This window comes from Streptomyces huiliensis, assembly GCF_020037025.1.
In the GTDB taxonomy this organism is placed as follows: Bacteria; Actinomycetota; Actinomycetes; order Streptomycetales; family Streptomycetaceae; genus Streptomyces; species Streptomyces huiliensis.
This window is the reverse complement of sequence record NZ_JAIQLH010000055.1, coordinates 50,936-74,363: the sequence shown is the minus strand read 5'-3', so window position 1 is coordinate 74,363 and position 23,428 is coordinate 50,936. Positions and strand designations below refer to the sequence as shown.

Genomic DNA, 23,428 nt, shown 5'->3' with positions numbered 1-23,428 from the left:
CGCACCGCGAAAGGAGCCCGAGTGAGCCTGCAGCAACTGCACTACTCCTGCTCGTCCGCGGCCTCGGGCCCCCGCTTCACCGCCGCCAGCGCCGACCTGCCCGCTCTGCTGCTGGGGGAGACCGAGCCACTGCTCGCCTACGAGCCGCCGGACGTCGCTCCGCCGTCCGCCCCGGCCCGTGGAACTCCCGCCGCTCGCACCGCATCCGACCTTGTCACCGAATCCGGCCTTGTCACCGCATCCGACCCTGCCACCGATTCCGGCGAGCACACCGGCCTCCCCGTCGTCTTCAGCCACAACCGCCTCTCCGACGGCACCCGCCTGCTCTGCCGCACCGTGTGTACCGGCACCTACCTCCGCGGCCGGCGTCACGCCTTCCACGCGCACGCCGTCCGGTTGACACAGGACGGACCGCTCCCCGGTGGGCTGCTGCCCATCGAGGCGTGGGAGTCCCCCTCCTGGGCGGACGCCACCCCCGACGACGGCGTCCCGGTCCCCCTGGCGGCCTTCGCACCGGCCCGCCGCATCGGCAAGGAAGGGCTGCTGGAGTTCGTCACCGCCCGCGCCGAGCGCCTGGAACCGTTCCTCACGGACGTACGGGCCCTGTTCCGCAGCCCCGACTCGCCGCAACTCCTCGTCATCGAGCGGGACACGACCCGCATCGCGCACTGGATCGCCGTCGCCAGCGCCGTCCTGCCCCGCGAACACGCCCACCGGCTCACCTTCACCACCTACACCCGCCACCCCCTGCTCGCCCGGCACCAGATCGTCGGCGCCCTCCCCGGCTCGGACTTCGACTACGCCCATGTGGCGGCCGACCGCCGCTACCGCGTCCACGACTGCGCCGGCGGACAGTCCAGCCCCGTCCGGGACGAACCCGACCCCTGGGCCGTCGTGGCCGCCCGGGTCCTCCTGGCGGGCAAGCCCGCGCTGTTCACCGAGGCCGCCCGGCTCCGCTCGGCCGGCGACCGCGACACCACGCACGACGCCGGCCGGCTGGCCGCCGTCGCACTCCGCGAAGGGATCGTCCTGGACTCGGCGGGGCGGGCGGCCGCCGCCCGCTGGATCCGCCAGCACGCCCAGCACGCCCAGCACGCCCAGCACGCCTCGGGCGACCGGACGGACCGAGCAGATCGAGCGGACCGAGCGGACCGAGCGGATCGAACGGATCAGGCGGTTCCGGGCCGGATGATCGCCGCCCTGGCCCGAGGCGGCACGCCCCGCGCCTCGGCGGAGTGGGCCGCCCTGGCCGAACTCGCCGAGCACTTCGCCCCCTTGGCCGACCACCCCGCCGGCGAGCGGCTCAGACGCGACCTGCGCGCGGAGCTCGACCGCGCCGCCCCCGGCGAACCACTCGAACAGGTGCTGTCCCTCCTCCGCCTCGCGGAGGCCCTGCGGGTCGACCACACCCCCGTGCTCACCGCCCGCCTGAGCGCCGCACTCCTCGGCGACGCCGCGCAGGACCGGGAACGGGTGTGGGGCGCGGTCACCGGACGTCCCGGGCTCACCGCCGCCGTCCTCGACGCCCTGGAGCGCACCGCGGCCACCGGCGACCCCTCGTCCGTCGTCCGTCTCCTCAGCACCGGCTTTCCCAAGGAGCAGCTGGTGGACCACCCTCACCTGCGCATGGCGGCGGCCGTGGCCGGCCGGCCGCTCCCGCCGGACGAGGACCGCACCGACCTCCTCGCCGCGCTCATCCGCACGGCCGGGCGCCGGCACGGCTCCGACCCGGCCGTGCTGCGCACCGCCTACCGGCTGATCTGGGGCAGTGCCCGGCCCACCCCCGCCGAGGCCGCCGCCCTGCTGGCCCGGCTGCCCGCCGAGCGGCACCGCGCCGCGGGCCTCGACGACGCACTCGTCCGGTCCGCACTGGAGAGCGGCCCGGACGACGAGCACGCGCCCGCCGTCGCCCGGACGCTGATCCTCCGGTGCGGTCGGCGGCTCGACCCCCGCCGCCGCGCGGCACTCCTCCTCCTCGACCAGGCCGGAGCCCTCGCCGACGGGGAGGAACTGCCGGGCTTCGCCGCCCGCGTCCTCGCCCTGCGCGACCAGGCGGCACCGCTGGAACCGGCCGTCGACGAGCGGGTGTGCGGGGCCCTCCTCCGCAGACTGCTCTCCGGCGAGCCCTGCCACGACGAGCTCTCCGCGCTCGTCCGCTCCGGCGACGAGGAACTGCTCACCGCCTACGCCCGCATGGCCCGCAGCGGGCTGGCCGACCTCGTCCTGCGCCGCTCGTCCGAGTTCGCGGGCGTGTGCTTCGTCGCCTGGAACGTCGAGGCCGGAGCGAGCGCTCTCTGGGACGGCATCCGGAACGACCTGCTGACCACCGTGCTACGGCCCGCCGTCCGGCGGATGAGCCGAGAGGAGCTGGATGAAGTCCAATGGTTCCTGAGTGAACAGGACGGCCCCTGGGGCGAGATGTTCCTCGACTGGAACAGACGCCCCGGCGTGCTCGGCAGGCTCGGCTCTCTATGCCGGACGGCGGGAGGGAGGGCGGCGCGGCCGGACTGAGCGGGCCTAACCCCGGGGCACGGGGTCACGGGAGTCAACCGGTCACGGCAGCACGCGGCCATGGCGTCACCGCGTCACCGCGGCACGACATCACGCGGCCACGACATCACGCGGCCACGACATCACGGCATCACACCATCACGGCATCACGATGCGTTCCTCACCCGCGTAGACGTTCATCGAGGAGCCGCGCAGGAACCCCACCAGGGTCATCCCGGTCTCCACCGCCAGGTCGACGGCCAGGGACGACGGCGCCGACACGGCGGCGAGTACGGGGATCCCGGCCATGACCGCCTTCTGCGCCAGCTCGAACGAGGCCCGTCCGGAGACGAGCAGGACGGCGCCGGACAGCGGCAGGGACCCCTCGCGCAGCGCCCTGCCGACGAGCTTGTCGACCGCGTTGTGCCGGCCGACGTCCTCCCGGACGTCCAGGAGTTCGCCCTCCGCGGTGAAGAGGGCCGCCCCGTGCAGGCCGCCGGTGCGGTCGAAGACCGTCTGGGACGCCCGCAGCCGGTCGGGGAGGGTGGCGAGCAGCTCCGGCGAGAGCCGGACCGGGACCGGGCCGTCCGCCACCGGCCAGCGGGCCGTGGTCCGTACCGCGTCCAGGCTGGCCTTGCCGCACAGCCCGCACGACGACGTGGTGTAAACGTTGCGTTCCAGGCTCACCTCGGGGACGGGCACGCCCGGAGCGAGCCGGACGTCGACGACGTTGTAGGTGTTGGAGCCGTCGTCCGTGGCCCCCGCGCAGTAGACGATGTTCGCCAGCTCCTCGGGCCGCCCCAGGACCCCCTCGCTGACCAGGAACCCGGCCGCCAGCGCGAAGTCGTCGCCCGGCGTGCGCATGGTGATCGCCAGTGGCTTGCCGTTGAGCCGGATCTCCAGTGGCTCCTCCGCCACCAGGGTGTCCGGGCGCGTGTTCACCACCCCGTCCCGGATGCGGATGACGCGGCGGCGTGCGGTGACCCGTCCCATGCTGATCGGTTCCGTTGCTGTCGGCGGTGGTGGACGGCCTCATTCTCACCGTCACGGGTGGCGGACCGGGAGCGGGGGCAGGCCGGCTCGCCCGGCGCCCTCCGCGCCCCTTGCCCGCTTACCCGCGGTCGCACGTGACGTGGGCCTCATCGTGTACCAGGCACCCTGCCGCCGGGCCGGACGGGAGGCTACCGTTCAGTAGGCAACGTGCTGTTCCCCGCCCCGACTGTGCACCGAGAGCGGAGAAACCTCATGGCACCGACCCTCAATTCCCTCGTCCTGCGCCCAGGCGCCGAATGGGACAGCGCCTGGCGGCGCTGCCTGAACCTGGCCCCCGAGGCGTTCCGGGACGACCGCGTCCTCAACCTCTGGAACGGCGCCTGGCACGCGGACGGCCGTCCGCTGCCCGCCGTCACCCCGGTCGACGGCACACCCGTCGCGGGCCCCCCGCGTCTCGACGCCGAGGCCGCCCACCGGGCCGTACGCGCCGCGCTGGACCAGCACCGGACCTGGCGCGAGGTGCCGCTCGCCGAGCGCAAGGCCAGGGTGAGCGCCGCGCTGGACGCGCTGGAGGAACACCAGGACCTCCTCGCCCTGCTCCTGGTCTGGGAGATCGGCAAGCCCTGGCGGCTCGCGCGGGCCGACGTGGACCGGGCGATCGACGGCGTCCGCTGGTACGTCGAGGGCATCGCCGGGATGACCGCGGGGCGGGTGCCGCTCCCCGGGCCGGTCTCCAACATCGCCAGCTGGAACTACCCGATGAGCGTCCTCGTCCACGCCATGCTCGTCCAGGCGCTGGCGGGCAACGCCGTGATCGCCAAGACGCCGACCGACGGCGGCCTGTCGTGTCTGACGCTGGCCTGCGCCCTGGCCGTGCGCGAGGGCCTGCCGCTGACCCTCGTCAGCGGCAGCGGCGGGGAGCTGTCCGAGGCGCTCGTCCGGGCGCCCGAGATCGGCTGCGTCTCCTTCGTCGGCGGCCGGGACACCGGCGCCCGCGTCGCCACGGCCGTTGCCGACCTGGGCAAACGCCACATCCTGGAGCAGGAGGGGCTCAACACCTGGGGCATCTGGAACTTCAGCGACTGGGACGCCTTCGCTCCGTTGATCCGGAAGTCCTTCGACTACGGCAAGCAGCGGTGCACGGCCTACCCCCGCTTCGTGGTGCAGCGGTCGGCGTTCGCGGACTTCCTCGCCGTGTACCTGCCGGCGGTACGGTCCGTGCGCTTCGGGCACCCGCTGGCCACGGACTGGCCGGCGGACGACCTTCCGGACCTGGACTTCGGCCCGTTGATCAACGCGGCCAAGGCGAAGGAGCTCACCGACCAGGTCGCCGAGGCGATCGACCGGGGCGCCGTCCCGCTCCACCAGGGCTCCCTGGCGGACGGGCGCTTCCTGCCGGGCCAGGACCGCAGCGCGTACGTCCCACCGGTCACTCTGCTCAACCCGCCGCCGTCGTCCCCCCTGCACCACGCGGAGCCCTTCGGGCCCGTCGACACCATCGTCCTGGTCGACACGGAAGCGGAACTGCTCGCCGCCATGAACGCGAGCAACGGCGCCCTGGTCGCCACCCTCTCCTGCGACGACCCCGCCACCTTCGAGCGCCTCGCCCCGCAGATCAGGGCCTTCAAGGTCGGCCACGGGAAGCCGCGCTCGCGCGGCGACCGCGACGAGTTGTTCGGCGGCTTCGGCGCGTCCTGGCGGGGTGCCTTCGTGGGCGGCGACCTGCTGGTCAAGGCGGTGACCGAGGGCTCCTCGGCGGACGAACGACTGCCGGGCAACTTCCCGGACTACCACCTGATGCCCTGATCCGCCCCGCACGCACCGCCCCGGGTCGCCCCTCCTGACGCCGGAAATCCGCCGCCGGGGGCGGCCCGGCCCGTCCGCACCCCACCTCAACAGCCATCTCCACCTGCTATGCCCATAAATGCCCCTTATGGGCCACCCAAAAGCCCTGGTCAAAGGCGCTCCGAAACCTTGATAGAGTTATCCATGTCGCCGCGGGGAACACCCCAAGGAGGCAAACACCTAGTCCGGGTGGCGGAATGGCAGACGCGCTAGCTTGAGGTGCTAGTGCCCTTTATCGGGCGTGGGGGTTCAAGTCCCCCCTCGGACACACGTAAGAACCCCAGCTGAGCTGGGGTTCTTCTGTTTTTCCGGCCGGTTGGCGCGCACCCCGGTGATCTTCTGTGGTGCACCGGGCGGCATAATCGGACATCCGGGGTGAAACCCCGGTCCCGTTCGGCAAGCGCAGGAGCTGTTCATGATCTTCATCGTCGTCAAGTTCACGATCCGTCCGGAGCACAGCGGCGAGTGGCTCGGGCTCGTCGAGGAGTTCACCCAGGGGACCCGGCAGGAGCCGGGGAACCTGTTCTTCGAGTGGTCGCGGAGCGTCGAGGACGCGAACCAGTTCGTCCTGGTCGAGGCGTTCAAGGACGCGGCGGCCGGCGAGGTGCACGTGAACTCGGAGCACTTCAAGAAGGCCATGGCCTGGATGCCCGACCTGATCGCCAAGACGCCCGAGATCGTCAACGTCGAGGTGCCGTCCCAGGGCTGGTCGGCGATGGCGGAGCTGTCGCCGCGCGGCTGACCCGGCCGACGGCCGAGGCCCCGTCCGCTCTCCTCGGGAGGGCGGCCGGGGCCTCGGTGTCTTTGGGTACGGTGCGGAGGTGTCGGCCGCGGGCGGTACAGGAGGGGCTGGGGATGACGGCTGAATCGTTTTACCGGACCGAACCGTCGGAAGGCGCCGCCTGGCGGCTCGCGATCCTGATGGGGGCCAACACGCGCACGTACAAGTTCGCACTCGGCTCCGCGCTCCTCGCCTGCGCCGAGCGGGGTGAGGACGCGGCAGCGCTGCGGGACGTCGCCGCGGCGTACGCGATGGGGGTCGTCGGCAGGCCCGCCGACGCGCGCCAGGCCTCGGCCGGGACAGCCGACGGGGACGCGGACTTCCTGGCCGTCGCCGGACGGGAGCGGGAGGAGTCGAGGAGGCTTGGCCGGCCCACGGAGGAACTGGTGGACGCGGCCGTCCGGACCATGCCCGGGATGGTCATGCGGAAGTTCCACAACCTGCGGGGCAGCACCGAGGTGCCGCACCGTTTCTACGAACTGACCGGCCGCGGGACCGGACGCGTCGTGCGGTTCACCCCGCAGCTGCGGCGGCTGGTGCGGAACGGGCAGGTCAGCGTGTTGCGCGCCGAGCTGGAGGCGCGGTGGAGCATCGTGGAGAGCTCCTTCTCGGCGGAGGTCGGGCGCAGCCTCATGGCCGACGGCGTCCGCGTGGACTGGGACACGCTGACCCTCACCGACCGGCGTAGACGCCGCTCGGTGGCCGGGGTCGGGGACGCCCTGACCGGGTTCCAGCACGGCCGGTGCCTCATCTGCGGCGACGTCATCGCGCCGGAGGACGGGATGGCCGTCGATCATGTGTTTCCGTACGCCTTGATGCGGAGGTTCGGCGGGGTCTCCGCATGGGCGGGGCCCGATCTCGACGTCATCTGGAACCTGGCCCCGGCGCACCCGCGCTGCAACGCCGCGAAGAGCGCCCGGCTGCCCACCGCCGCCGAACTGGCCGGGCTCGCCCGGCGCAACGAGGCGATCATGGACTCCCCGCATCCGCTGAAACAGACGCTGAAGCTGACCCTCACGGGGGCGGGAGTCCGCGGGTGGCCGGAGTTCCTGCGGGCCGTTCAGGCGGTGTGCTGCTGAGTCGATCCCGGATGGTTCGACGGTCTGGGGCGCCCGGACGGTCTGGGCGGTCCGGGTGGTTCCGGATGTGTCGGGTGCATGGGGTGCATGGGGTGCTTCGGGGGAAAGGCGCCATTGAAGGCGGGGTGGTGGTTCCCGCACGATTGGGGGTGAAACGGTGGTGGCGTCGGGGAGGGCGGGGGCGGCGTGGTGGAGGTTCGGGACGTTGTGGTCGTCGGTGCCGGGCCCACCGGGCTGGCGCTGGCGATCGCGTTGCGGCGGTATGGGCTCGATGTGCTCGTTGTCGAGAAGGAGCCAGGGACCAAGAAGGAGCCCCGGGCCAGCATCATCTGGCAGCGCGCACTCGAGGCGATGAGGGACCTCGGGTGTGCGGACGACCTGGCCGGTGCGGGGCTGGTGGTGCGGCGCGGGGCGTTCCGGGTGCGGGGGCGGTTGTGCGGGGAGTACGACATGGCCATGCCGGGGACGGCCTTCCCCTGTCCGCTCTCCATCGAGCAGGACGCCACCGAGCGGCTGCTCCGCCGCCGGCTGCGGGCGCTGGGGGACGACGTCGGCTGGGCCACGGAGGCCGTGGCGGTACGGGTCGGGGCGGACGGGGCCGAAGTCGATCTGCGGGGGCCGGACGGGCGGGGGCGCACCGTCGCGTGCCGGTGGCTCGTGGGGTGCGAGGGGGCGCACAGCATCGTGCGCAAGACCCTGGGCATTCCCTTCGACGGGGAGCGCCGCGCCGATCTGCAGGCCGTGCAGATGAACGCCAAGCCCGACTGGCGCTTCCCGCAGGACCCCCACCTCACCCAGATCTTCCTCCACCGGGGCGTCTCGCTGATCGTCAGCCCGCTGCCCGGCGGAGGGCACCGGTTCTTCGCCTTCCGCGACGACCCCGAACCGCGCCTCGAGGAACCGCCGAGCACCGACGAGATGCGGGAACTCGTCGTCCGCGCCACCGGTGACCCCGACGTCCGCCTGGTGCCCACGACCCCGCCGTGGACCAACCGGGCCCGCTTCCACGACCGCCTCGCCGCGTCGCTCCGCCACGGCGCCGCCCTGCTCGCCGGCGACAGCGCCCACCTGTGGGCGCCCGTCGGCGGACACGGCCTCAACGCCGGGCTCTGCGCGGCCCACAACCTGGGCTGGAAGCTCGCCGCCGTCCACCAGGGGCGCTGCCGCGAGACGCTGCTCGACACCTACTCCGCCGAACAGCGCCGCACCGCCGCCGGAGTGATGCGCGACATGCGCCACAACCTCACCGAACTCCCGCCCGGCCCCCTGACGCTCGCCGCCCTGAGCCTCGCGGCCCCGGTGGTCATCGGCAGCCGGCGGGCCGAACGGCGGACGCGGCTGATGATGAGCGACTTCGCCCGGCACCACCGGCCGAGCGCCCTCACCACCGACACCGGCCGCCGGGGGCCGCTGCGCGCCGGCGACCGGCTCCCCGACCTCCCCGTCCGCGAACGCGACGGCACCCGGCGGCGCCTCCACGACCTGCTCTCCTACCGGAGGTGGACGCTCCTGGTCTTCGAGGGGAGGGGTGGAGGCGCGGAGTTCCGGGGGCTCGTCGAGCGGTACGGTGCCGGCCTCCGGACCTTCCGGGTCCGCGCCGAGGGCGACGCGGCCGGCGCTGCGCTCGCCGGGACGCTCCTCCTCGTCCGCCCCGACGGGTACGTCGGCCTCCGCGCTCCCTCCGGCGACCGGGACGCGCTCGCGGGTTATCTGGAGCGGTGGTTCGCGCCGCGCCGGGACCTGCCCGGGTGAGTGCGCTCACGTCATCGGCCCGTGCGCACCACCAGCCTCGACGGTCCGTGGAAGACCAGGTCGTCCGCGTACCGCACCGGGCCGTCCGGCTCGTCCTCCGCCGGCCGCAGTCCCGGCAGACCGGTCAGCAGGCGGTGGAGGCCGGTCTCCGCCTCCACACGTGCCAGCGGGGCGCCGAGGCAGTAGTGGGCGCCCAGCCCGAAGCCGCAGTGGCGGCGGGCGTCCCGGCGGACGTCCAGCCGGTCGGGGTGCGGGAAGCGGCGCGGGTCGCGGTTGGCCGAGCCCAGGACCAGGGTCACCTTCTCGCCGCGCGCGACGCGGTGGCCGCCGATCTCGCCGTCCTCGTGCGCGCGGCGGCTGATCAGCTGGACCGGGCCGTCGTAGCGGATCAGCTCCTCCACCGCTCCCGGCAGTAACTCCGGGCGCTCGCGCACCAGTCCGAGCTGGTACGGGTGGTCCAGCAGGGCGAGCAGGCCCTTGCAGAGGAGGTTGGTGGTGGTCTCGTGGCCGGCCGTCAGCAGGTGGACGCAGGTGCCGACGAGGACGTCGTCGTCCAGCGGTTCCTCCTCGGCCGCCCGCAGCATGGCCGCTATCAGGTCGCCGTCATCGTCGCGGGTTTCGACCGGCCCGGCGGCCCGGCGCCGGGCCAGTTCGGCGCGGAAGTACGCGTCGAGCTCGCCGGCCGCCGCGTCCGCCACCCGGTAGGCGTCGCTCCGCCGGGCGGCGCGGGCGCTGGTGGCCTGCTGGAGGTCGACCGCGCGGGCCCGGAACCAGGGGCGGTCGTCCGCCCGCACCCCCAGCAGTTCGCAGATCACCAGGATGGGGAACGGCGCGGCGAACCGGTCGACCAGGTCGGCCCGCCCGTCCTCGGCCAGGGTCTCCGCCAGGGCGGCGGTCAGCCGGCCCGCGAGCTCGTCGACCCGGGGGCGCAGCCGCTCGACCACGCGGGGCGTGAAGCTCTTCGCGACCAGCGCGCGCACGCGGGTGTGGCGCGGCGGGTCCATGAAGACCATCCAGTCGGAGGCCGTCCGCTTCAGGTGCGGGCACGAGGCCGGCAGCGGTACGGGCAGACCGCCGCGCCCGTAACGGCGGTCGGACAGGACGGCGGCGACGTCCGCGTGGCGGAAGAGGTACCAGCCGTCCTCGCCCCGGTGGACGGGGTCCTCCTCGCGGTAGCGCTCGTAGAGCGGGTAGGGGTCGGGCACATGCACGTCGGAGAGGCGGAAGGGGCCGAGGGACGTCATGTGTGCCTCCCAGGTGTTACCGGTTCCTCGGTTGCGGGCGGTGCCGCTGACGTCTCTGATGCCACTGACGTCTCTGATGCCGGTGATATCGGCAATGCTGGTGATCTCGGCAATGCCGGTGATGTCGGCGATGCCACTGACGGGCGGTGCCGGCGTGAGTCCGGCGCCCTCATCGCGCGCCCCGCACCGTGTCCGCCAGCAGTCCCGGGTCCAGCGGCGGGCGGGTGCCGCGCCAGGCGACGTGCCCGTCGGGGCGCACCAGGACGTACGGCCGGCCGTACAGCCGCGCCACCAGCCGGTCGTGGCAGTGGGTGACCGCCAGCGGCACGCCCCGGCGGGCGAAGGCGTCGATCAGGCCACGCGGCACCCGCGCGTCAGGCGACCGGCCGTCAGTCGGCAGCAGGCTTGCAGGCGACCGGCCGTCCGTGAAGCACAGCAGGCGGAAGCCGGCGCCGAAGAGGTCCAGTGTCGACGTCCCGCCGCTGAGCCAGGCGTGCGGGGCGCGGGCGCCGGGCAGGGCGCCGGAGCGCCAGTCCCCGTCGTCGCCGTCCGGGTCCGCGACGATCAGCGGGGAGGCGTAGCGCATGCCGAAGTGCAGGTCGGGGGCGTCGAACTCGGCGCGGACGGCCGCGCTCCCCAGCTGCCGGGCGAGCGCCGCACGGGCCCGGTCGCCCTCCGGGCCGTCGAGCAGGATCTCCTTGGGGAGCGCGCGGCCGACCGTGCGCCGCAGGTTGGCGCCGGCTGCCTCCAGTCCGCGCTCCGCGACCGGTCGGCGCTCGGCCTCGTAGGCGTCGAGCAGGCCGGGGCCCGCCCAGCCGGCCAGGTCGGCGGCGAGCTTCCAGCCGAGGTCGGCGGCGTCTCCGATGCCGGTGTTCATCCCGAAGCCGCCGGACGGCGAGAGAGTGTGCGCCGCGTCCCCGGCGAGCAGCACGCGGCCGACGCGGTAGCGGTCGGCGATCCGGTGCGTCAGGTGCCACACGTGCTCCGAGACCACCTCCAGTGGGGTGTCCACGGCGACCGCGGACCGCAGCAGCGCCATCGGCTCCTGGTGGAGCGCCGCCTCGGCGGAGGCGATCAGCCGGTACAGGCCGCGGCCGTCCATCGCCCGCAACGGATAGCGGAGGTCCGGCGGTTGGGTGAGGAAGTACACCAGGGCCCGGCGGTCGCCGAGCCGGGCGTCGAGCTCCGGCGCGCGGAAGAGGATGTTGCGGAAGGTACGGGTGGGGTGTCGGGAGGGGGCGCCGACGCCGAGGATTCCGCGGACGGTCGAGCTCGCGCCGTCACAGCCCACGAGCCAGCGGGCCCGCAGGGAGAGGGGAGCACCGCCGGCGAGGCGGGTGGCGGAGGCGGTGACGCCGTCGGCGTCCTGGACGAAGCCGTCGAGACGGCAGCCGTGGCGCAGCGGACCATCGGGGTGGACGTCGACCGCGCGGGCCAGCAGCGGCGCCAGCAGGTTCTGTGGACAGACCTGTTCCGGCTCCGGCGTCCACGGGTGCGGCGGCCGGCTGTCGGAGGTGCCGAACGGCAGGCGGTGGATCTCGTGCCCGCCGACCGCGGTCACCCAGACGACGTCCAGCGGGTGGTCGCCGGGCCAGCCGGCCGTCCGGACGGCGTGCGCGAGGCCCCAGCGCCGGAACAGTTCCATCGAACGCGGCCCGACCGTACCGACCTTGGGGTGTTCCACCCGTCCGTCGGAGGCGTCCAGGACGAGGAAGCGGACGCCCCGGTGTCTCAGGTCCAAGGCCAGGGCCAGCCCGACCGGGCCGGCGCCGACGATCAGGACGTCGGTGTCGAACGGTGGCCTGCGGCCGTCCTCGTCCGCTGCTCCGGCACCTTCTTCGGCGGAATGTGTCAACCTCATTCGCGTTCCCTCCCCTTGGCGTCCGTCGCTCCCCGGAACACGTCGGCGTAGAACGCCGCCATGTCGCCCACCTGGTCCGGCACCCGCGGGCAGGCGTGGGCCGCGGCGGCCAGGTGGGCGAAGCGCAGGGCCAGCGCGCGCCGGGCGACGTCCGGGCGGGGGACGGGCTCGGGCGCCGCGTCCAGCTCGAACGTCGGCCCCGCCGTCCGGCCGCGGCGGCCCGAGTCCATGGTGACCAGCAGCTCCGCCAGGGGGCGCATCATGCCGGTCATGACGTCGATCGAGGCGTTCATCAGCTTGGAGCGGCGCAGGCTGCCGTCGGGGCTCTCGCCGAAGTGCTGGACCATCAGCCGCAGCATCAGCTCGTACGCCTGGTTGAACAGCCGGGCGACGGCGCGCGCCTCGGGGTCGGTGACGGGGTCCTTGGCCGCGTCGCCGGTGCCGAGGGTGGGGTTGCGCAGCACCGGATAGGCGGGGTCCCAGGGGAGCAGCCGGCCGTGCGGTCCGGGGGCGCGCTCGGTGGTGAGGAGTTCGCCGATCCGCAGGAACGTCTCGAAGTGCGATGTCTCTGGTGGGGGAGGGGCTGGGGTACCGGGAGGGGGTGGGGCGCCGGGAGGGGGTGGGGTGCCCGGGGCGCCCTCGCCCTGTTCGGTGATGAGGTCGACGGCGAACAGCGCGCTGGAGAGGTCGTCGACCTCCAGCTGGTAGTCCGGGTGCGCGGTGTTGACGGACTCCCGCAGGAAGAGGTGGTGTTCGCCGCCGCCGCGGCCCTTCTCCACCAGGAACAGGTCCGGGACGCGCCGCAGCCCCTCCCTGATGGCCGCGTACAGCTCGCTGATCGAACCCCAGGCGCCGGCGCGCGGCGCGGCCGGGCCGGGTGGCGATTCCGCGCGCCGCAGTTCGGGGGTGAGGCCGGCGGGCCGCTCGACGGCGATGTACCGCTGGACGCTGCCGATGCTCAGCCCTTCCAGGGCGAAGTCCAGGGGGACGGGCAGCCGCCCGTTGAGCGTGCCGAAGTCGATCACGGGAACGTGGAACGGTTCGCCGATGGCCGTGATGATGTTGTTGACCAGGAGGAAGTGGATCATCTCCTCGCGGGCGACGGTCAGCAGGGCGCCGCGGATCCCGTCGTCGAGCGTCGCCCCGCCCTGGCCGCAGACCAGCTCCAGCTGGCGCGGCGTCCACAGGCCGCGCCGGACGAGGACGCGGCCCGCGCCGTGCGTGGGCAGGGAGAACGCGGCGTACAAGTACTGGAGCATCACCGCCAGTTCGAGGGTCGCCGCCTGTTTGAGGACGGCCCACAGCCGGCCCCGCGTGGTGATCGCCGGCGGCTCGGGTGGTGGAGCGGGGACGGTGAGCGGCGGGCGGGTCCTGGCCTGCTGGTTGCGGAGGTAGGCGAGGAGGAGTCGGGCCTTGGGGTCGGTGAGGTCCCGGGTGGGCGGCATGTAGTACGTGCGGTCCTTGTTGCGCGGGTCGCACATCTGCCACGCGAGCTCGGCGTAGGTCTCGACCTTGCAGCGGTCGGCGAGGCTGAAGACCTCGGACTTCATGAAGGTGGAGACCTGCTCGTAGTAGGCGAAGACCTCCCGGTGGAGGAGGGCGAAGTCCACGTCCTCGCGGGGGATCGCGTCGAGGTGCCAGTCGTCGGGCAGGACACGGACGGCGAGGGCGCCCGCACCCGCCCAGAAGCCGAGCGCGTCCGCGTCGTCGTACGCGGTCCAGGCGGAGCCGGGCGCGCGGGGGTCGGTGCCCGGGGCGTCGGCGCCGCCGGTCGACAGCAGCACCCGGCAGGTGCCGGCGCGGTCGCCGCGGAGGATGAGCTCGCCGTGGCCGCGGGGGTCGGTGGTGAGGGTGCACTCGGGTGCGTACGGTGCTGGGGTGGGGGCGGGTGTGGGCGTGGGGGTGGGGGTGGTGGGGGAAGCCGATCGGGGCGTGGTCGGTGGTGCGGGTGAGGGCGTGGGCGCCGGCACTGGTACGGGCGCGAGCGCCGGGCGCGCGCTGCCCGTTCGAGCGCTTGGTGCGCTACCCGACCCGCCAACCCGGTCGTTCGGTCCGCTGCCTGCGCTGCCTGCGCTGCCTGCGCTGCCTGCGCTGCCTGCGCTGCCTGCGCTGCCTGCGCTGCCTGCGCTGCCTGCGCTGCCTGCGCTGCCTGTGCTGCCTGCGCTGCCGCCTGTTCTACCCGTCGCGTCACCGCGGCCGGCGCCCGGTCCGGCGTCCTGCCTGGCACCCGGCCCCGCGCCCCGCCTGCCGTCGGAACGGGCGCCCGGCTGGGAGCCCGCCCCCTCGGCCTGCCCGGCTCCCTCACCCCGCCCCGCCCGCATGCCCAGCACCACCGCGTCGGCGCAGCGCGCGCCCGGCGCGCCCGCCGTGCGGTCGGCGGGGAGTGCGCGGGGGTTGTAGTACTGGCGTACGCGCACCTCCACGGGCGCGGGGCGCCCGCGTACGAACGAGCGCACGCGCACTCGGACGGCGTGGTCGGCGCCGCGCGCGCGGTCCCGATGGTGCAGCACCACCAACGCGTCGTCCGACTGCACGACGGCCTCCCGCTCGGCCAGCAGCACCCGCCGCCGCCCGCCGGGTGCCGTCCGGGTCAGGAACAGCCGCTCGTCCGCAACCTCCGGACGGCCGGGGACCCGGGCCGCGGTGACGAGCCCCGACGTCGCGTCGGAGGGGTACGCGCCGGCGGGCAGCCGGGCGACGAGCGCCCCCGACGCCGTCCGCAGCTCCAGGTCGCCCAGGTCCAGGGGCGGGCCGAGGGCGTGCAGGGGCCCCGGACCGGCTCGTTCCGCCCGGCGGGTGACCGGGACCGCGGTGATCATGTCGAGCACCGCCCGGTCATCCGTCAGCCGCACCGTCAGGTGGCGCAACGGGCTTCCGGGGACCGGCTCCAGCAGTCGCCCCGCCGGATAAGTGCGCAGCTCGTGCGCGTACCAAGGGGCGACGGTGCCACGGACGCGCCAGTGGCTGGGGGCGTCGGGGACCACCGGGCTGCTCATGGCGTCCAGCGCGAACCGGACGACGAGGCCGTCCGCGCCGCCCTCGGTGACCACCGACCGCAGGGCCTCCGCGGCGGGGGAGCGGACCCCGTCGCGCCACCACTCCGCGTCCTCCCGGACCAACGCGAACTGGTGCACGGCGGCGTACCGCAGCTGTCCGGCGAGGACGTGCTCGCCGACGTCCAGGATCCGCCCGAACTGCACCCAGCGCGGCGGCTGGAAGCCGGTGACGCCCCCGGTGAACAGGTACCCGTCGTCGTGCGAGCGGCCGAGTCTGCCGACGCCGAACCGGCCCGTCATCAGGGCGGTGGTCCACCGCGACGCGGGGTCGAGGTCGAAGACCCGGGCCCGGTTGACGGTGGTGCGCAGATACGGGTTGTAGTGGCCCCAGACGTCCACGGCGCGCCCGACCAGCGAATCCTTCGTGTCCGTCCGCCCGTCCTGGCCTTGGACGGCGGTGACGCGCGCATCGAAGAGGAAGTGCCCGTTCCCGTCGAGGTTCCAGCCCGCCGCCATGCTGAACTCGCCGTCCGGGCGGAGGCGTCCGCGCGCGTCGTGGCGGGGGCCGCGGCGGCGCAGCCAGGCGTGGTACTCGCCGGCCGGCCGGCCGGCGGGGAACGGGACGGGCTCCGGGCCGTCGTCGACGAGGGCGCGGGGACCCGCCAGGTCGGTCAGGCCGTTGCGCGGCCCGGTGGGCAGCCGGGTGGTCGCGACGCCGGCGAAGTGCAGCCGGGGCAGATCGAACACGCTCACCGCAGGGCCCCCGCCCGCCCCCGCCGGCCCGGTGCGTTCAGGACGCGGGCCGGCGGCGCGTAGTGGACGACCTGGTGGACGGCGTGCAGCGCGGACTCGATGGCGCCCTCGATCCAGGCGGGCGCCGTGGAGCAGTGCTCGCCCGCGAAGAACAGCCGGCCGGCCGGGCGGGCCGCGCGCAGCCGTTCCATCTCGCACTCGGCCGCCGACCTGCCCCAGCGGGTGGCGCAGCCGCCGCTCCAGCGCGACAGCCCCCAGACGGCGCTCGCCGCGCCCAGCACCATGCCGGGCCGCCGGAGCGGGGGATGGGCGGCGGCGAGCTCGTCGAGGACGAGGCGGTGCCGCCGGCGGGCCGGCAGCCGGCCGAGCCGCTCGGCCTCGTCGCCGATGGTGTAGCTGGCGAGCAGCGCGGCACCGCGGCCGGGCGGGCCGCCTGCCGTGAGGTGCGTGTCCGCGAAGGGACCGTTGTCCGCGGCGGAACCGCCGTTCGCAGCGGAACCGCCGTTCGCAGCGGAACCGCCGTTCGCAGCGGAACCGCCGTCCGCGACGGAACCGCCGTCCACGACGGGTCCGTCGCCGGGGCAGTCCACGGCGGGGTAGTAGGTCTGGCGTATCAGCCCTCCCGTGAACGACGCACCGCCCCGGATGCCCTCGTCCCGCCAGAAGGGCTCGCGGCAGTGGAGGGCCACCTTGGTCGCCGGGCAGTAGACGACGTCCTCCAGCACGGCGCGCTTGTCGTCGTCGAGGCCGCTGAGGCGCAGCCGCCGGAGCGCGGGGAAGGGCAGGGTGCAGACGGCGAAGTCGGCGTGCAGCGCCGTGGTGCGCGCCCCAGCGCGGACGCGGACGAGCACGCCGTCGTCCCGGACGTCGATGCCGACGACGCGCCGGCCGCAGCCGAGGCGTCCCTTGAGCCGGCCGGCGAGCATGCGCGGCAGCTGGTCCATGCCGCCCTCCAGGCGGAGCAGGGCGGGGCTGGTCTCGGTGAGGATGTCGTCCAGGAAGCTGTTGAGGCGCCCGCTGCACCCCGTGCGGATCTCCGGGTGGGCGGTGAACAGCGCGTGCAGGTCGATCCGGTCGCGGGCCGGGCCGCGCAGGTGGGGCGCCGCGTCGAGGCGGGCGACCAGGTCGAGGAGCTGGCGGTGCAGGTCGTCGCGGAGCGCCAGCCGCAGCTCGGGCGGGGCGGTGGCGTCGACGACGGCGGTCAGCCAGGCGCCGAAGACGATGGTCGGGGCGTCGTACCGGCGCTCCCCGCCGCGCAGCGCGAGCTCGGCGCGGAAGTTCGCGCACAGCGGCCCGGCGGCGTCCCGGACGCGGACGAAACCCGAAGGGACGCGCAGAAAGGCGTTCTCCTCGGAGAGGAGCGTCGTGAACCTGCGCAGTTTTCCCGTGAGTCCCATCCGGTCGATGTATTCGAGGGTGAGGCGGTGGTGCGCCGGAATGCGCATGGCGCCCAGCTCCACCGCCGGGGCGTTCGGTCCGGTGCCGAAACGGTGGGTGAGGACGCGCCCGCCGATACGCGTGTTGCCCTCGATCACCTCCACCCGGAAGCCGCGGCGCTCCAGCTCGTAGGCGGTGGTCAGCCCCGCCACGCCGGCCCCCAGCACCAGGACGCGCGGACGTTTCCGTTCGATTCCGTCGAACATGTGCACATGCCAAACTTCACGCGTGCCGGACATTGAGCTTCCCCCCGTAAATGTGACCTATTTCCATTTTGTGGCTCCTAAAGACGTCACGGGATCGGAAGTCGCACAACGGTTTTTCCGGACAGGGCGGACTTCCGGGGATTCCGGCAGGTCGGCAGGGTGAGGACGTAGAGGAATTACGCGCGCCGGGTAAGCGCGCCTCCGGGCGGTTGCCGAACGCGGATCACGCGGAGCGCTCGCCCGCACCCCGCCGGAAGGCCGGTCCGGCCCGCACCGTCGGCCCACCGCACAGCCGTACTCCTTTGGGAGTACGGACAACCCCGTTCCCAGGGACGACGACGCAGCGCGCGGGGCGGGGCATCGTGGAAGGTATGAAGGACGACGGTACGGACCACAGGGGCACCCCGTGAGCTTTCTGGCGCTCTCGGTACTGCTCTGCCTGGTGTCCGCCGTCTGCTACGCGGCGGCGGCCATCGTGCAGGAGCGGGTCGCCGCGACAGCCGGCGGCGGGGTCCGCGGGCCGCTGCGCAGCGGAGCCTGGTGGGGCGCGGTGGCCCTCACCGGCCTGGGCGCCGGACTGCACGTCCTGGCGCTGGCCTGGGGGCCGTTGAGCCTGGTGCAGCCGATGGGGGCGCTCACGATCGTCTTCGCGCTCCCCATGGCGGCCGTCTTCGCGCACCGGCCGGTCGGCGCCGCCGGCTACCGCGGGGCCCTGCTGGCCACCGGCGGCCTCGCCGGGCTGCTGGCGCTCACCGGACCGCCCCGCACCGAGTCCCTCCCCGCCGGCGAACGGCCGCTGCTCGCCGCGACGATGGGTGCCGCCGTGGCACTGACGGCCCTCATCGCCCGCCGGGCGCGCCGGCCCGTCGTCCGCGGCGTCCTGCTGGCCACGGCGGCGGGCGTCGCCTTCGGCATGGGCTCGGTCTTCACCAAGGCCGCCGCCGAGGACATCACCGCGCACCGGACGGGAGCGCTCCTCCCGACGCTCGCCGTGACGGCGGTCCTGGCCTCGGCGGGCATGCTGCTCTCCCAGGCGTCCTACCGCGGCGCGGGCCTCGCCGCACCGCTGGCCACCGTCACGGTCGTCAACCCCGTCGTGGCCGCGGCCGTGGGGGTCTGCTGCCTGGGCGAGGCGTTCCGGTACGGCCTGACGGGCGGGGTGCTCGCCGGGCTGGCGGGCGCCGCGGCGGCGGGCGGCGTGGTCGTCCTGACGTTCCGGGGCGCGGGTGTAGGAGAAGGCGCCCGCGCCCCGGAGGCGGCGCCGGCCCGTGTCGTCGCCCAGCGGCGGGAGGGCCGAGTGCCGGCGGAACCGTCGCCGCCGGGCGGGCCCGGGGATGCCCCGGGCGCGGGATCGGGATCGATACTGGCGACCGGCGCGCACCGGCTGTCCGAACCGCTGTCCGGGCCGCTTTCTGAACCGCCGCCCGGACCGGGCCGACGGCCCGTCACCCGGTCCGGGCGGCGGTGCCTGGTGTCGTCGTCACGACAGCGGTCCCGGGCGGGTTGAGATCCCGGGCGGGTTGACGGCTCGGACGAGCTGGCGGCGGCTGACGGCGGCCGGGGATGGCCGGGGCGGCGGGGACAAGCCGGGGCGGCGGGGGTGGCCGCTCGCCAGGCCGCGCCAGGCCCGGAGGGGCCGGAACCGCACCGTGGTGCCCGTGCGCCGGCGGCGCCACCATGGGTGCCGGCCGCGTCAGAGCCGACGCGCCGCCGTCTACCGAGGAGCGCCCGTGGACTTCGACGTCGTCGTGGAGATCCCGCAAGGCAGCCGCAACAAGTACGAGATGGACCACCGGCTCGGGCGCATCCGGCTGGACCGGCTGCTCTTCACGTCCACCCGGTACCCCGCCGACTACGGCTATGTGGACGGCACCCTGGGCGCCGACGGGCAGCCGCTGGACGCCCTCGTCCTGGCCGGGGACCCCACGTTCCCCGGGGTGGTGGTGCGCTGCCGGGCGATCGGCATGTTCCGGATGCGGGACGAACAGGGCGAGGACGACAAGGTGCTGTGCGTGCCCGCCACCGACCCCCGCCACGAGCACCTGCGCGACCTGCGCCACCTTCCGGAGTACGACCGGCTGGAGATCCAGCACTTCTTCGAGGTCTACAAGGAACTGGAGCCGGGCAAGTCCGTCGACAACGCCTGCTGGGCCGACCGCGCGGCGGCCGAGGCGGAGATCCTCGCCTCCCGCGCCCGCGCCGGGAACGCGTAGCGGAGAGAGGGGCGCAGAGGGCCCCGCGAAAGCCGCCGGAGCCGCCGGAAGCTTCCGGACGCGCGACCCCTCGCGCCCCCGGAAGCCCCCGGCGACCGCTGCCCAAACCGGACGATCCCGCCCCGCTCCGTCCCGCGATACCGCCCCCGACCATGCCCGTCGAACACCAATCCGACCGGTCGGTATTCACAGCTGACGCAGCAGCGCCTCGACACCCCCGTCGACGTCGAGGCAGCCGGCCTCGCCGCCCACCGGCACCAGCGCGTACGAACGGGCCAGGAATCCGCGCAGTTCGGCGGTGTCGATCTGCACCATCGCCACGCCCTCCGGTGCGTGGAACTCCAGGACGGTCCGCTCCGGTCCGCATGGCCAGACCCGGACGTCGCCGCCGCCCGAGGGAGACAGGAGCCCGCCCGCCAGCAGCTCGCGGGCGAATGCCCACTCGACCTCGGCGCCGTCGAGCGAGGCGGCCGGCGGGAAGGCGATGCGCACGGCGAAGGGGTCGGCGCGCTGGTACCGGAGATGGGCGGGGACGGAACGGGTCTGGGGGGAGGACGCGATGAGTCGGGCCTGGACGGCCTGGTCGATGACGGTGGGCAACGCCTTCTCCCTTGCGGTTGGTTGGTCTTCCCGATGGTGGGGTCCGTGGCACTCCGCAGGGTGAGACGGAGGATCGCGGGACTCAGTGCTGGATTCGAGCGTGAGATGCGTCACGGCCCTTGAATGAACAGGGCATTTCGTCTCTATGCCTACGAAGGCAAGCACTTCCGCCAAGAGTGAGGGTTCACGCGTAACAGTCTTCCGTTGCCTGACGCCCCTGATGCCCCTGTCATCTCTGCCGTCTCCGTCGCCGCAGGAGTAACACCGGTGATCGTGCGGCAGGGCAACCGCGGTACGGAGGGCGCGTGTTGGGCCCGGGACGGCCCTCCGCCACCCCTCCGTCCCTTGCCTCTCCGTCGTCCCCTCCGTCTCCTCCGTCCCCTCCGTCCCCGACTCAGGACGGGGGCCGTTGCTGCCGGTACTCCTCCAGCGCCGGAGCCGTCTTGGTGGGGACGAACTCGGTGATCGAGTACTCGCACACCCCCGCCACCGTGAACGGATCGCTCCGCGTGATCTCCTCCATCTTCGCCCGGTCGTCGCCGACCGCGAGGATGATCCCGCCGTCCCGGGGCACCTTGCGCCCGGAGGCGAGGAACACCCCCGACGCGTAGTGCGCGTCCAGCCAGGCGAGGTGTTCGGCGTGCGCGGCTTCCACGCGGTCGAGCGGCGCGATGTAGGTCAGCTCCAGTACGAACATGATCACAGGCTACGGCCCGGGCGCCCGTCCCGTACGGTGTCCTCGCCATGAACCACACGACTGATGACGCGACCGGCGACGCGACCGCCGTCCCGGCCAGTGGCACGACCGGCGACGCGACGGCCGCCCCGACCGGTGAACCGCCCCCCGGCTGGCCCACCACCGAGGCGGAGGCGCTCGCCGTCCAGAACGCGCTCCGGGAGCGCGTGATCCTCGGCGAACCCGGCCCCGCACCCGGCGCCCGACTGACCGCCGTGGGCGTCGACGTCGCCTACGACGACGACCGCGACCTCGTCGCCGCCGCGGCCGTCGCGCTGGACACCCGCACCCTGCGCGTCGTCGCGGAGGCCACCGCCGTCGGCCGGGTGGCGTTCCCCTACGTCCCCGGCCTGCTCGCCTTCCGCGAGATCCCGACGGTCCTCGCCGCCCTCGGCCGGCTGCCCCTCACCCCGGACCTCGTCGTCTGCGACGGCTACGGCCTCGCCCACCCCCGCCGCTTCGGCCTCGCGGCCCACCTGGGCGTGCTGACGGGACTGCCGACGATCGGGGTCGCGAAGAACCCGTTCACCTTCCGCCACGCACCCCCCGGCCCCGCCCGGGGCGACTCGGCGCCCCTGCTGGACGGCGACGAGGAGGTCGGCCGCGCCCTCCGCACCCGGGAGGCCGTCAAACCGGTCTACGTCTCCGTCGGCCACCGCGTCACCCTGGACCGCGCCTGCGCCCACGTCCTGGACCTGGCCCGGAACTACCGCCTCCCGGAGACCACACGCGCCGCGGACGCCCTCTGCCGGCGGGCCCTGGCGGAGGCGGTCGACAGCCTGGGCCCATCCTGACCCACACCGGGCCGACGGGCGGGTTCGAGGACGCCCCGCCGTCGAGGGCGAAAACCTGCCGGCACTGCCGGCGCTGCCGGGCTTCTGGGCGGCCTACCTGATGTGGCTGAGCGGGACGGAGGACTACGACCCCGTCCCGGAACGGTTCGACGTCGAAGGGGCCGTCGCCGACGCGGCGTACGACGCGTTGTGCGACCGGGACCGGTGGCCCGTCTTCCGGATCCCGTTCGGCGGCGGCCACACGGCTCTGGTCCTCCACCACAACCTGCCCGACGACCTGGGCACCGAGTACCTGATCACCCACCCCGGGACGCGCCCCGGCCGCCTGGCCACCGTCGGCGGCCACCACGCCGGCCCGGGACTTCCCGGACGGAGCCGGCGCACATCGCCCGGACGCCCGACCCCGACGCCCCGGGCGTCCACGCCGAGCACGTACGCCCGCTCCTCCCGCTGCCCGCGCTCGGCGACCGGGACCCGCCCGGAGACGCCGTGGACACGGTCGCCGACGCGCCGCGGCGGACGGGCCTGACCGCGACCCCGGCTACCGGCCTCGCGGAAGTGCTGCTCGCGGGCCCCCCTCCGTAGAAGCCGGCCGCGTCGCCGCTCGCGGGCGCCCGGGAACCGTTCCCGGGCATCCCGCGCCGCGACGGCCCGGGAAGCCCCCGCTTCGGCACCCACCCGGCCCAAGGCGTCACTCGGGAGCGGAGCACCCGGCCGACGGACGCCCGGGCCACTTGACGGACCCGCCGCCTGGGTAGGCAGGCCACAGCAGGCCACCCCGCCGACCCCGCCGACCCCGGAGGACCCCGTGCGACCGACCGGATTCATCCCGCCCCTGTGCACGCCCCTCACCCCCGACGGCGCCGTGGACACCGGCTCCCTGCGCCGGCTCGTCGAGCACGTCCTGGAGGGCGGCGCCTCGGCGCTGTTCGCCCTCGGGACCTGCGGGGAGGCCGTCTTCCTCACCGACGACCAGCGCCGTACGGTCGTACGGACCACCGTCGAGGCGGCCGCCGGACGCGTCCCCGTGCTCGCCGGCGTCATCGACACGACCACCCCGCGCGTCCTGGAGCGCGCCCGGGAGGCGGCCGGCCTGGGCGCCGACGCGCTCGTGGCCACCTCGCCGTTCTACACGGACACCCACCCCGCCGAGACGGCCGACCACTTCCGCCGCATCCGCGCCGCGACGGACCTGCCCCTGCTCGCCTACGACATCCCGTCCCGCGTCCACACCAAGCTGCCGCCCGCCGTCCTCCTGGACCTGGCCGAGGACCGCACCCTCGCCGGCCTCAAGGACAGCAGCGGCGACCTCGACGCCCTCCGCCACCTCCTGCTGGCCCTCCGCCACCGCGGCCTCGACCACCACTTCGCCGTGCTCACCGGCTCCGAACTCACCGTCGACGCCGCCCTCCTGATCGGCGCCGACGGCGTCGTGGCCGGCCTCGGCAACGTCGACCCCGCCGCCTACACCCGCCTCCACACCCACGCCCGCGCCGCCCGCTGGCCGGAAGCGGTCGCCGAACAGGACCGCCTCACCACCCTCCAGACCCTGATCCGCGCGGGCGACCCGACGTCCATGAGCGGCACGGCGGCTGCTGAAAGCGGGTGGGCTGCTCCCGGGATGAGCCGTCGAAGGTCGTTTCGGCGC

Annotated in this window: 16 protein-coding genes, 1 tRNA gene and 1 pseudogene; 11 read left to right on the top strand and 7 right to left on the bottom strand. The window is 74.4% G+C overall.

Features of this window, described 5'->3' with window-relative positions:
• Nucleotides 1-21: 21 nt before the first annotated feature.
• Nucleotides 22-2,511 carry a GTPase-associated protein 1-related protein gene (locus JNW98_RS11760; protein ID WP_223768100.1) on the top strand — a complete coding sequence of 830 codons (2,490 nt, stop codon included), beginning with the start codon at nt 22-24 and terminating at the stop codon, nt 2,509-2,511.
• 138 nt (nt 2,512-2,649) lie between these two features.
• Here JNW98_RS11760 and fdhD read toward each other — a convergent pair whose 3' ends face one another.
• The gene (gene fdhD / locus JNW98_RS11755) at nt 2,650-3,483 is read right to left on the bottom strand and encodes a formate dehydrogenase accessory sulfurtransferase FdhD (RefSeq protein ID WP_223768099.1); all 834 of its coding nucleotides are present in this window, start codon (nt 3,481-3,483) and stop codon (nt 2,650-2,652) included.
• Nucleotides 3,484-3,735: 252 nt separating this feature from the next.
• On the opposite strand from fdhD, the gene JNW98_RS11750 reads away from it, so the two are divergent.
• From JNW98_RS11750 to JNW98_RS11730, 5 genes are all read left to right on the top strand, one after another.
• Nucleotides 3,736-5,289, top strand: coding sequence for an aldehyde dehydrogenase family protein (locus JNW98_RS11750; RefSeq protein ID WP_223768098.1), 1,554 nt, complete (start codon nt 3,736-3,738; stop codon nt 5,287-5,289).
• Nucleotides 5,290-5,511: 222 nt separating this feature from the next.
• Nucleotides 5,512-5,596 (top strand) — tRNA-Leu (locus JNW98_RS11745).
• Nucleotides 5,597-5,743: 147 nt separating this feature from the next.
• Nucleotides 5,744-6,070 (top strand): putative quinol monooxygenase, encoded by a 327-nt coding sequence (locus JNW98_RS11740; RefSeq protein WP_223768097.1) that lies wholly within the window; start codon nt 5,744-5,746, stop codon nt 6,068-6,070.
• A 113-nt stretch (nt 6,071-6,183) separates the two neighbouring features.
• Nucleotides 6,184-7,188: an HNH endonuclease gene (locus JNW98_RS11735; protein WP_223768096.1), complete on the top strand. Its 1,005-nt coding sequence runs from the start codon at nt 6,184-6,186 to the stop codon at nt 7,186-7,188.
• A 186-nt stretch (nt 7,189-7,374) separates the two neighbouring features.
• Nucleotides 7,375-8,940 (top strand): FAD-dependent oxidoreductase, encoded by a 1,566-nt coding sequence (locus JNW98_RS11730; RefSeq protein ID WP_223768095.1) that lies wholly within the window; start codon nt 7,375-7,377, stop codon nt 8,938-8,940.
• 11 nt (nt 8,941-8,951) lie between these two features.
• On the opposite strand, the gene JNW98_RS11725 is transcribed toward JNW98_RS11730, so the two are convergent.
• The 4 genes from JNW98_RS11725 to JNW98_RS11710 form a co-directional block, all read right to left on the bottom strand.
• Nucleotides 8,952-10,184 (bottom strand): cytochrome P450, encoded by a 1,233-nt coding sequence (locus tag JNW98_RS11725; RefSeq protein ID WP_223768094.1) that lies wholly within the window; start codon nt 10,182-10,184, stop codon nt 8,952-8,954.
• A 169-nt stretch (nt 10,185-10,353) separates the two neighbouring features.
• The gene (locus JNW98_RS11720) at nt 10,354-12,045 is read right to left on the bottom strand and encodes an FAD-dependent monooxygenase (protein ID WP_223768093.1); all 1,692 of its coding nucleotides are present in this window, start codon (nt 12,043-12,045) and stop codon (nt 10,354-10,356) included.
• On the bottom strand, nt 12,042-15,794 hold the full coding sequence (locus tag JNW98_RS11715; RefSeq protein WP_223768092.1) for a ferritin-like domain-containing protein: 3,753 nt from the start codon (nt 15,792-15,794) through the stop codon (nt 12,042-12,044). The genes JNW98_RS11720 and JNW98_RS11715 overlap by 4 nt, the downstream gene beginning before the upstream one ends.
• Nucleotides 15,791-17,437, bottom strand: a complete 1,647-nt coding sequence (locus tag JNW98_RS11710) for a flavin monoamine oxidase family protein (RefSeq protein ID WP_223768091.1) — start codon at nt 17,435-17,437, stop codon at nt 15,791-15,793. The genes JNW98_RS11715 and JNW98_RS11710 overlap by 4 nt, the downstream gene beginning before the upstream one ends.
• A 406-nt stretch (nt 17,438-17,843) precedes the next feature.
• Here JNW98_RS11710 and JNW98_RS11705 point away from each other — a divergent pair, with 406 nt between their 5' ends.
• Both JNW98_RS11705 and JNW98_RS11700 read left to right on the top strand, forming a co-directional pair.
• Nucleotides 17,844-18,944, top strand: coding sequence for a DMT family transporter (locus JNW98_RS11705; protein WP_223768090.1), 1,101 nt, complete (start codon nt 17,844-17,846; stop codon nt 18,942-18,944).
• Nucleotides 18,945-19,167: 223 nt separating this feature from the next.
• On the top strand, nt 19,168-19,650 hold the full coding sequence (locus tag JNW98_RS11700; protein WP_223768089.1) for an inorganic diphosphatase: 483 nt from the start codon (nt 19,168-19,170) through the stop codon (nt 19,648-19,650).
• Between the two features lie 186 nt (nt 19,651-19,836).
• Here the strand turns inward: JNW98_RS11700 and ssgD are convergent, their stop codons facing one another.
• Together ssgD and JNW98_RS11690 are read right to left on the bottom strand one after the other, a co-directional pair.
• On the bottom strand, nt 19,837-20,250 hold the full coding sequence (gene ssgD, locus JNW98_RS11695) for a spore wall synthesis regulator SsgD (RefSeq protein ID WP_223768088.1): 414 nt from the start codon (nt 20,248-20,250) through the stop codon (nt 19,837-19,839).
• Between the two features lie 394 nt (nt 20,251-20,644).
• On the bottom strand, nt 20,645-20,947 hold the full coding sequence (locus tag JNW98_RS11690) for a YciI family protein (RefSeq protein WP_223768087.1): 303 nt from the start codon (nt 20,945-20,947) through the stop codon (nt 20,645-20,647).
• A 47-nt stretch (nt 20,948-20,994) separates the two neighbouring features.
• On the opposite strand from JNW98_RS11690, the gene JNW98_RS11685 reads away from it, so the two are divergent.
• The 3 genes and pseudogenes from JNW98_RS11685 to JNW98_RS11675 all read left to right on the top strand — a co-directional run.
• Nucleotides 20,995-21,780: an endonuclease V gene (locus JNW98_RS11685; protein WP_223768086.1), complete on the top strand. Its 786-nt coding sequence runs from the start codon at nt 20,995-20,997 to the stop codon at nt 21,778-21,780.
• A gap of 100 nt (nt 21,781-21,880) precedes the next feature.
• A complete protein-coding gene (locus JNW98_RS11680) occupies nt 21,881-22,309 on the top strand; it encodes a hypothetical protein (protein WP_223768085.1) in 429 nt (142 codons plus the stop codon).
• Nucleotides 22,310-22,588: 279 nt separating this feature from the next.
• Nucleotides 22,589-23,332: pseudogene (locus JNW98_RS11675) on the top strand (dihydrodipicolinate synthase family protein); the annotation flags it as partial.
• Between the last annotated feature and the right edge of the window lie 96 nt (nt 23,333-23,428).

Coding starts and splice junctions, on each gene's coding strand:
- JNW98_RS11710 (WP_223768091.1), bottom strand. CDS start 17,437: ATGTTCGACGGAATCGAACGGAAACGTCCGCGCGTCCTGGTGCTGGGG.
- JNW98_RS11680 (WP_223768085.1), top strand. CDS start 21,881: ATGTGGCTGAGCGGGACGGAGGACTACGACCCCGTCCCGGAACGGTTC.
- JNW98_RS11685 (WP_223768086.1), top strand. CDS start 20,995: ATGAACCACACGACTGATGACGCGACCGGCGACGCGACCGCCGTCCCG.
- JNW98_RS11735 (WP_223768096.1), top strand. CDS start 6,184: ATGACGGCTGAATCGTTTTACCGGACCGAACCGTCGGAAGGCGCCGCC.
- JNW98_RS11740 (WP_223768097.1), top strand. CDS start 5,744: ATGATCTTCATCGTCGTCAAGTTCACGATCCGTCCGGAGCACAGCGGC.
- JNW98_RS11750 (WP_223768098.1), top strand. CDS start 3,736: ATGGCACCGACCCTCAATTCCCTCGTCCTGCGCCCAGGCGCCGAATGG.
- JNW98_RS11720 (WP_223768093.1), bottom strand. CDS start 12,045: ATGAGGTTGACACATTCCGCCGAAGAAGGTGCCGGAGCAGCGGACGAG.
- JNW98_RS11690 (WP_223768087.1), bottom strand. CDS start 20,947: ATGTTCGTACTGGAGCTGACCTACATCGCGCCGCTCGACCGCGTGGAA.
- fdhD (WP_223768099.1), bottom strand. CDS start 3,483: ATGGGACGGGTCACCGCACGCCGCCGCGTCATCCGCATCCGGGACGGG.
- JNW98_RS11725 (WP_223768094.1), bottom strand. CDS start 10,184: ATGACGTCCCTCGGCCCCTTCCGCCTCTCCGACGTGCATGTGCCCGAC.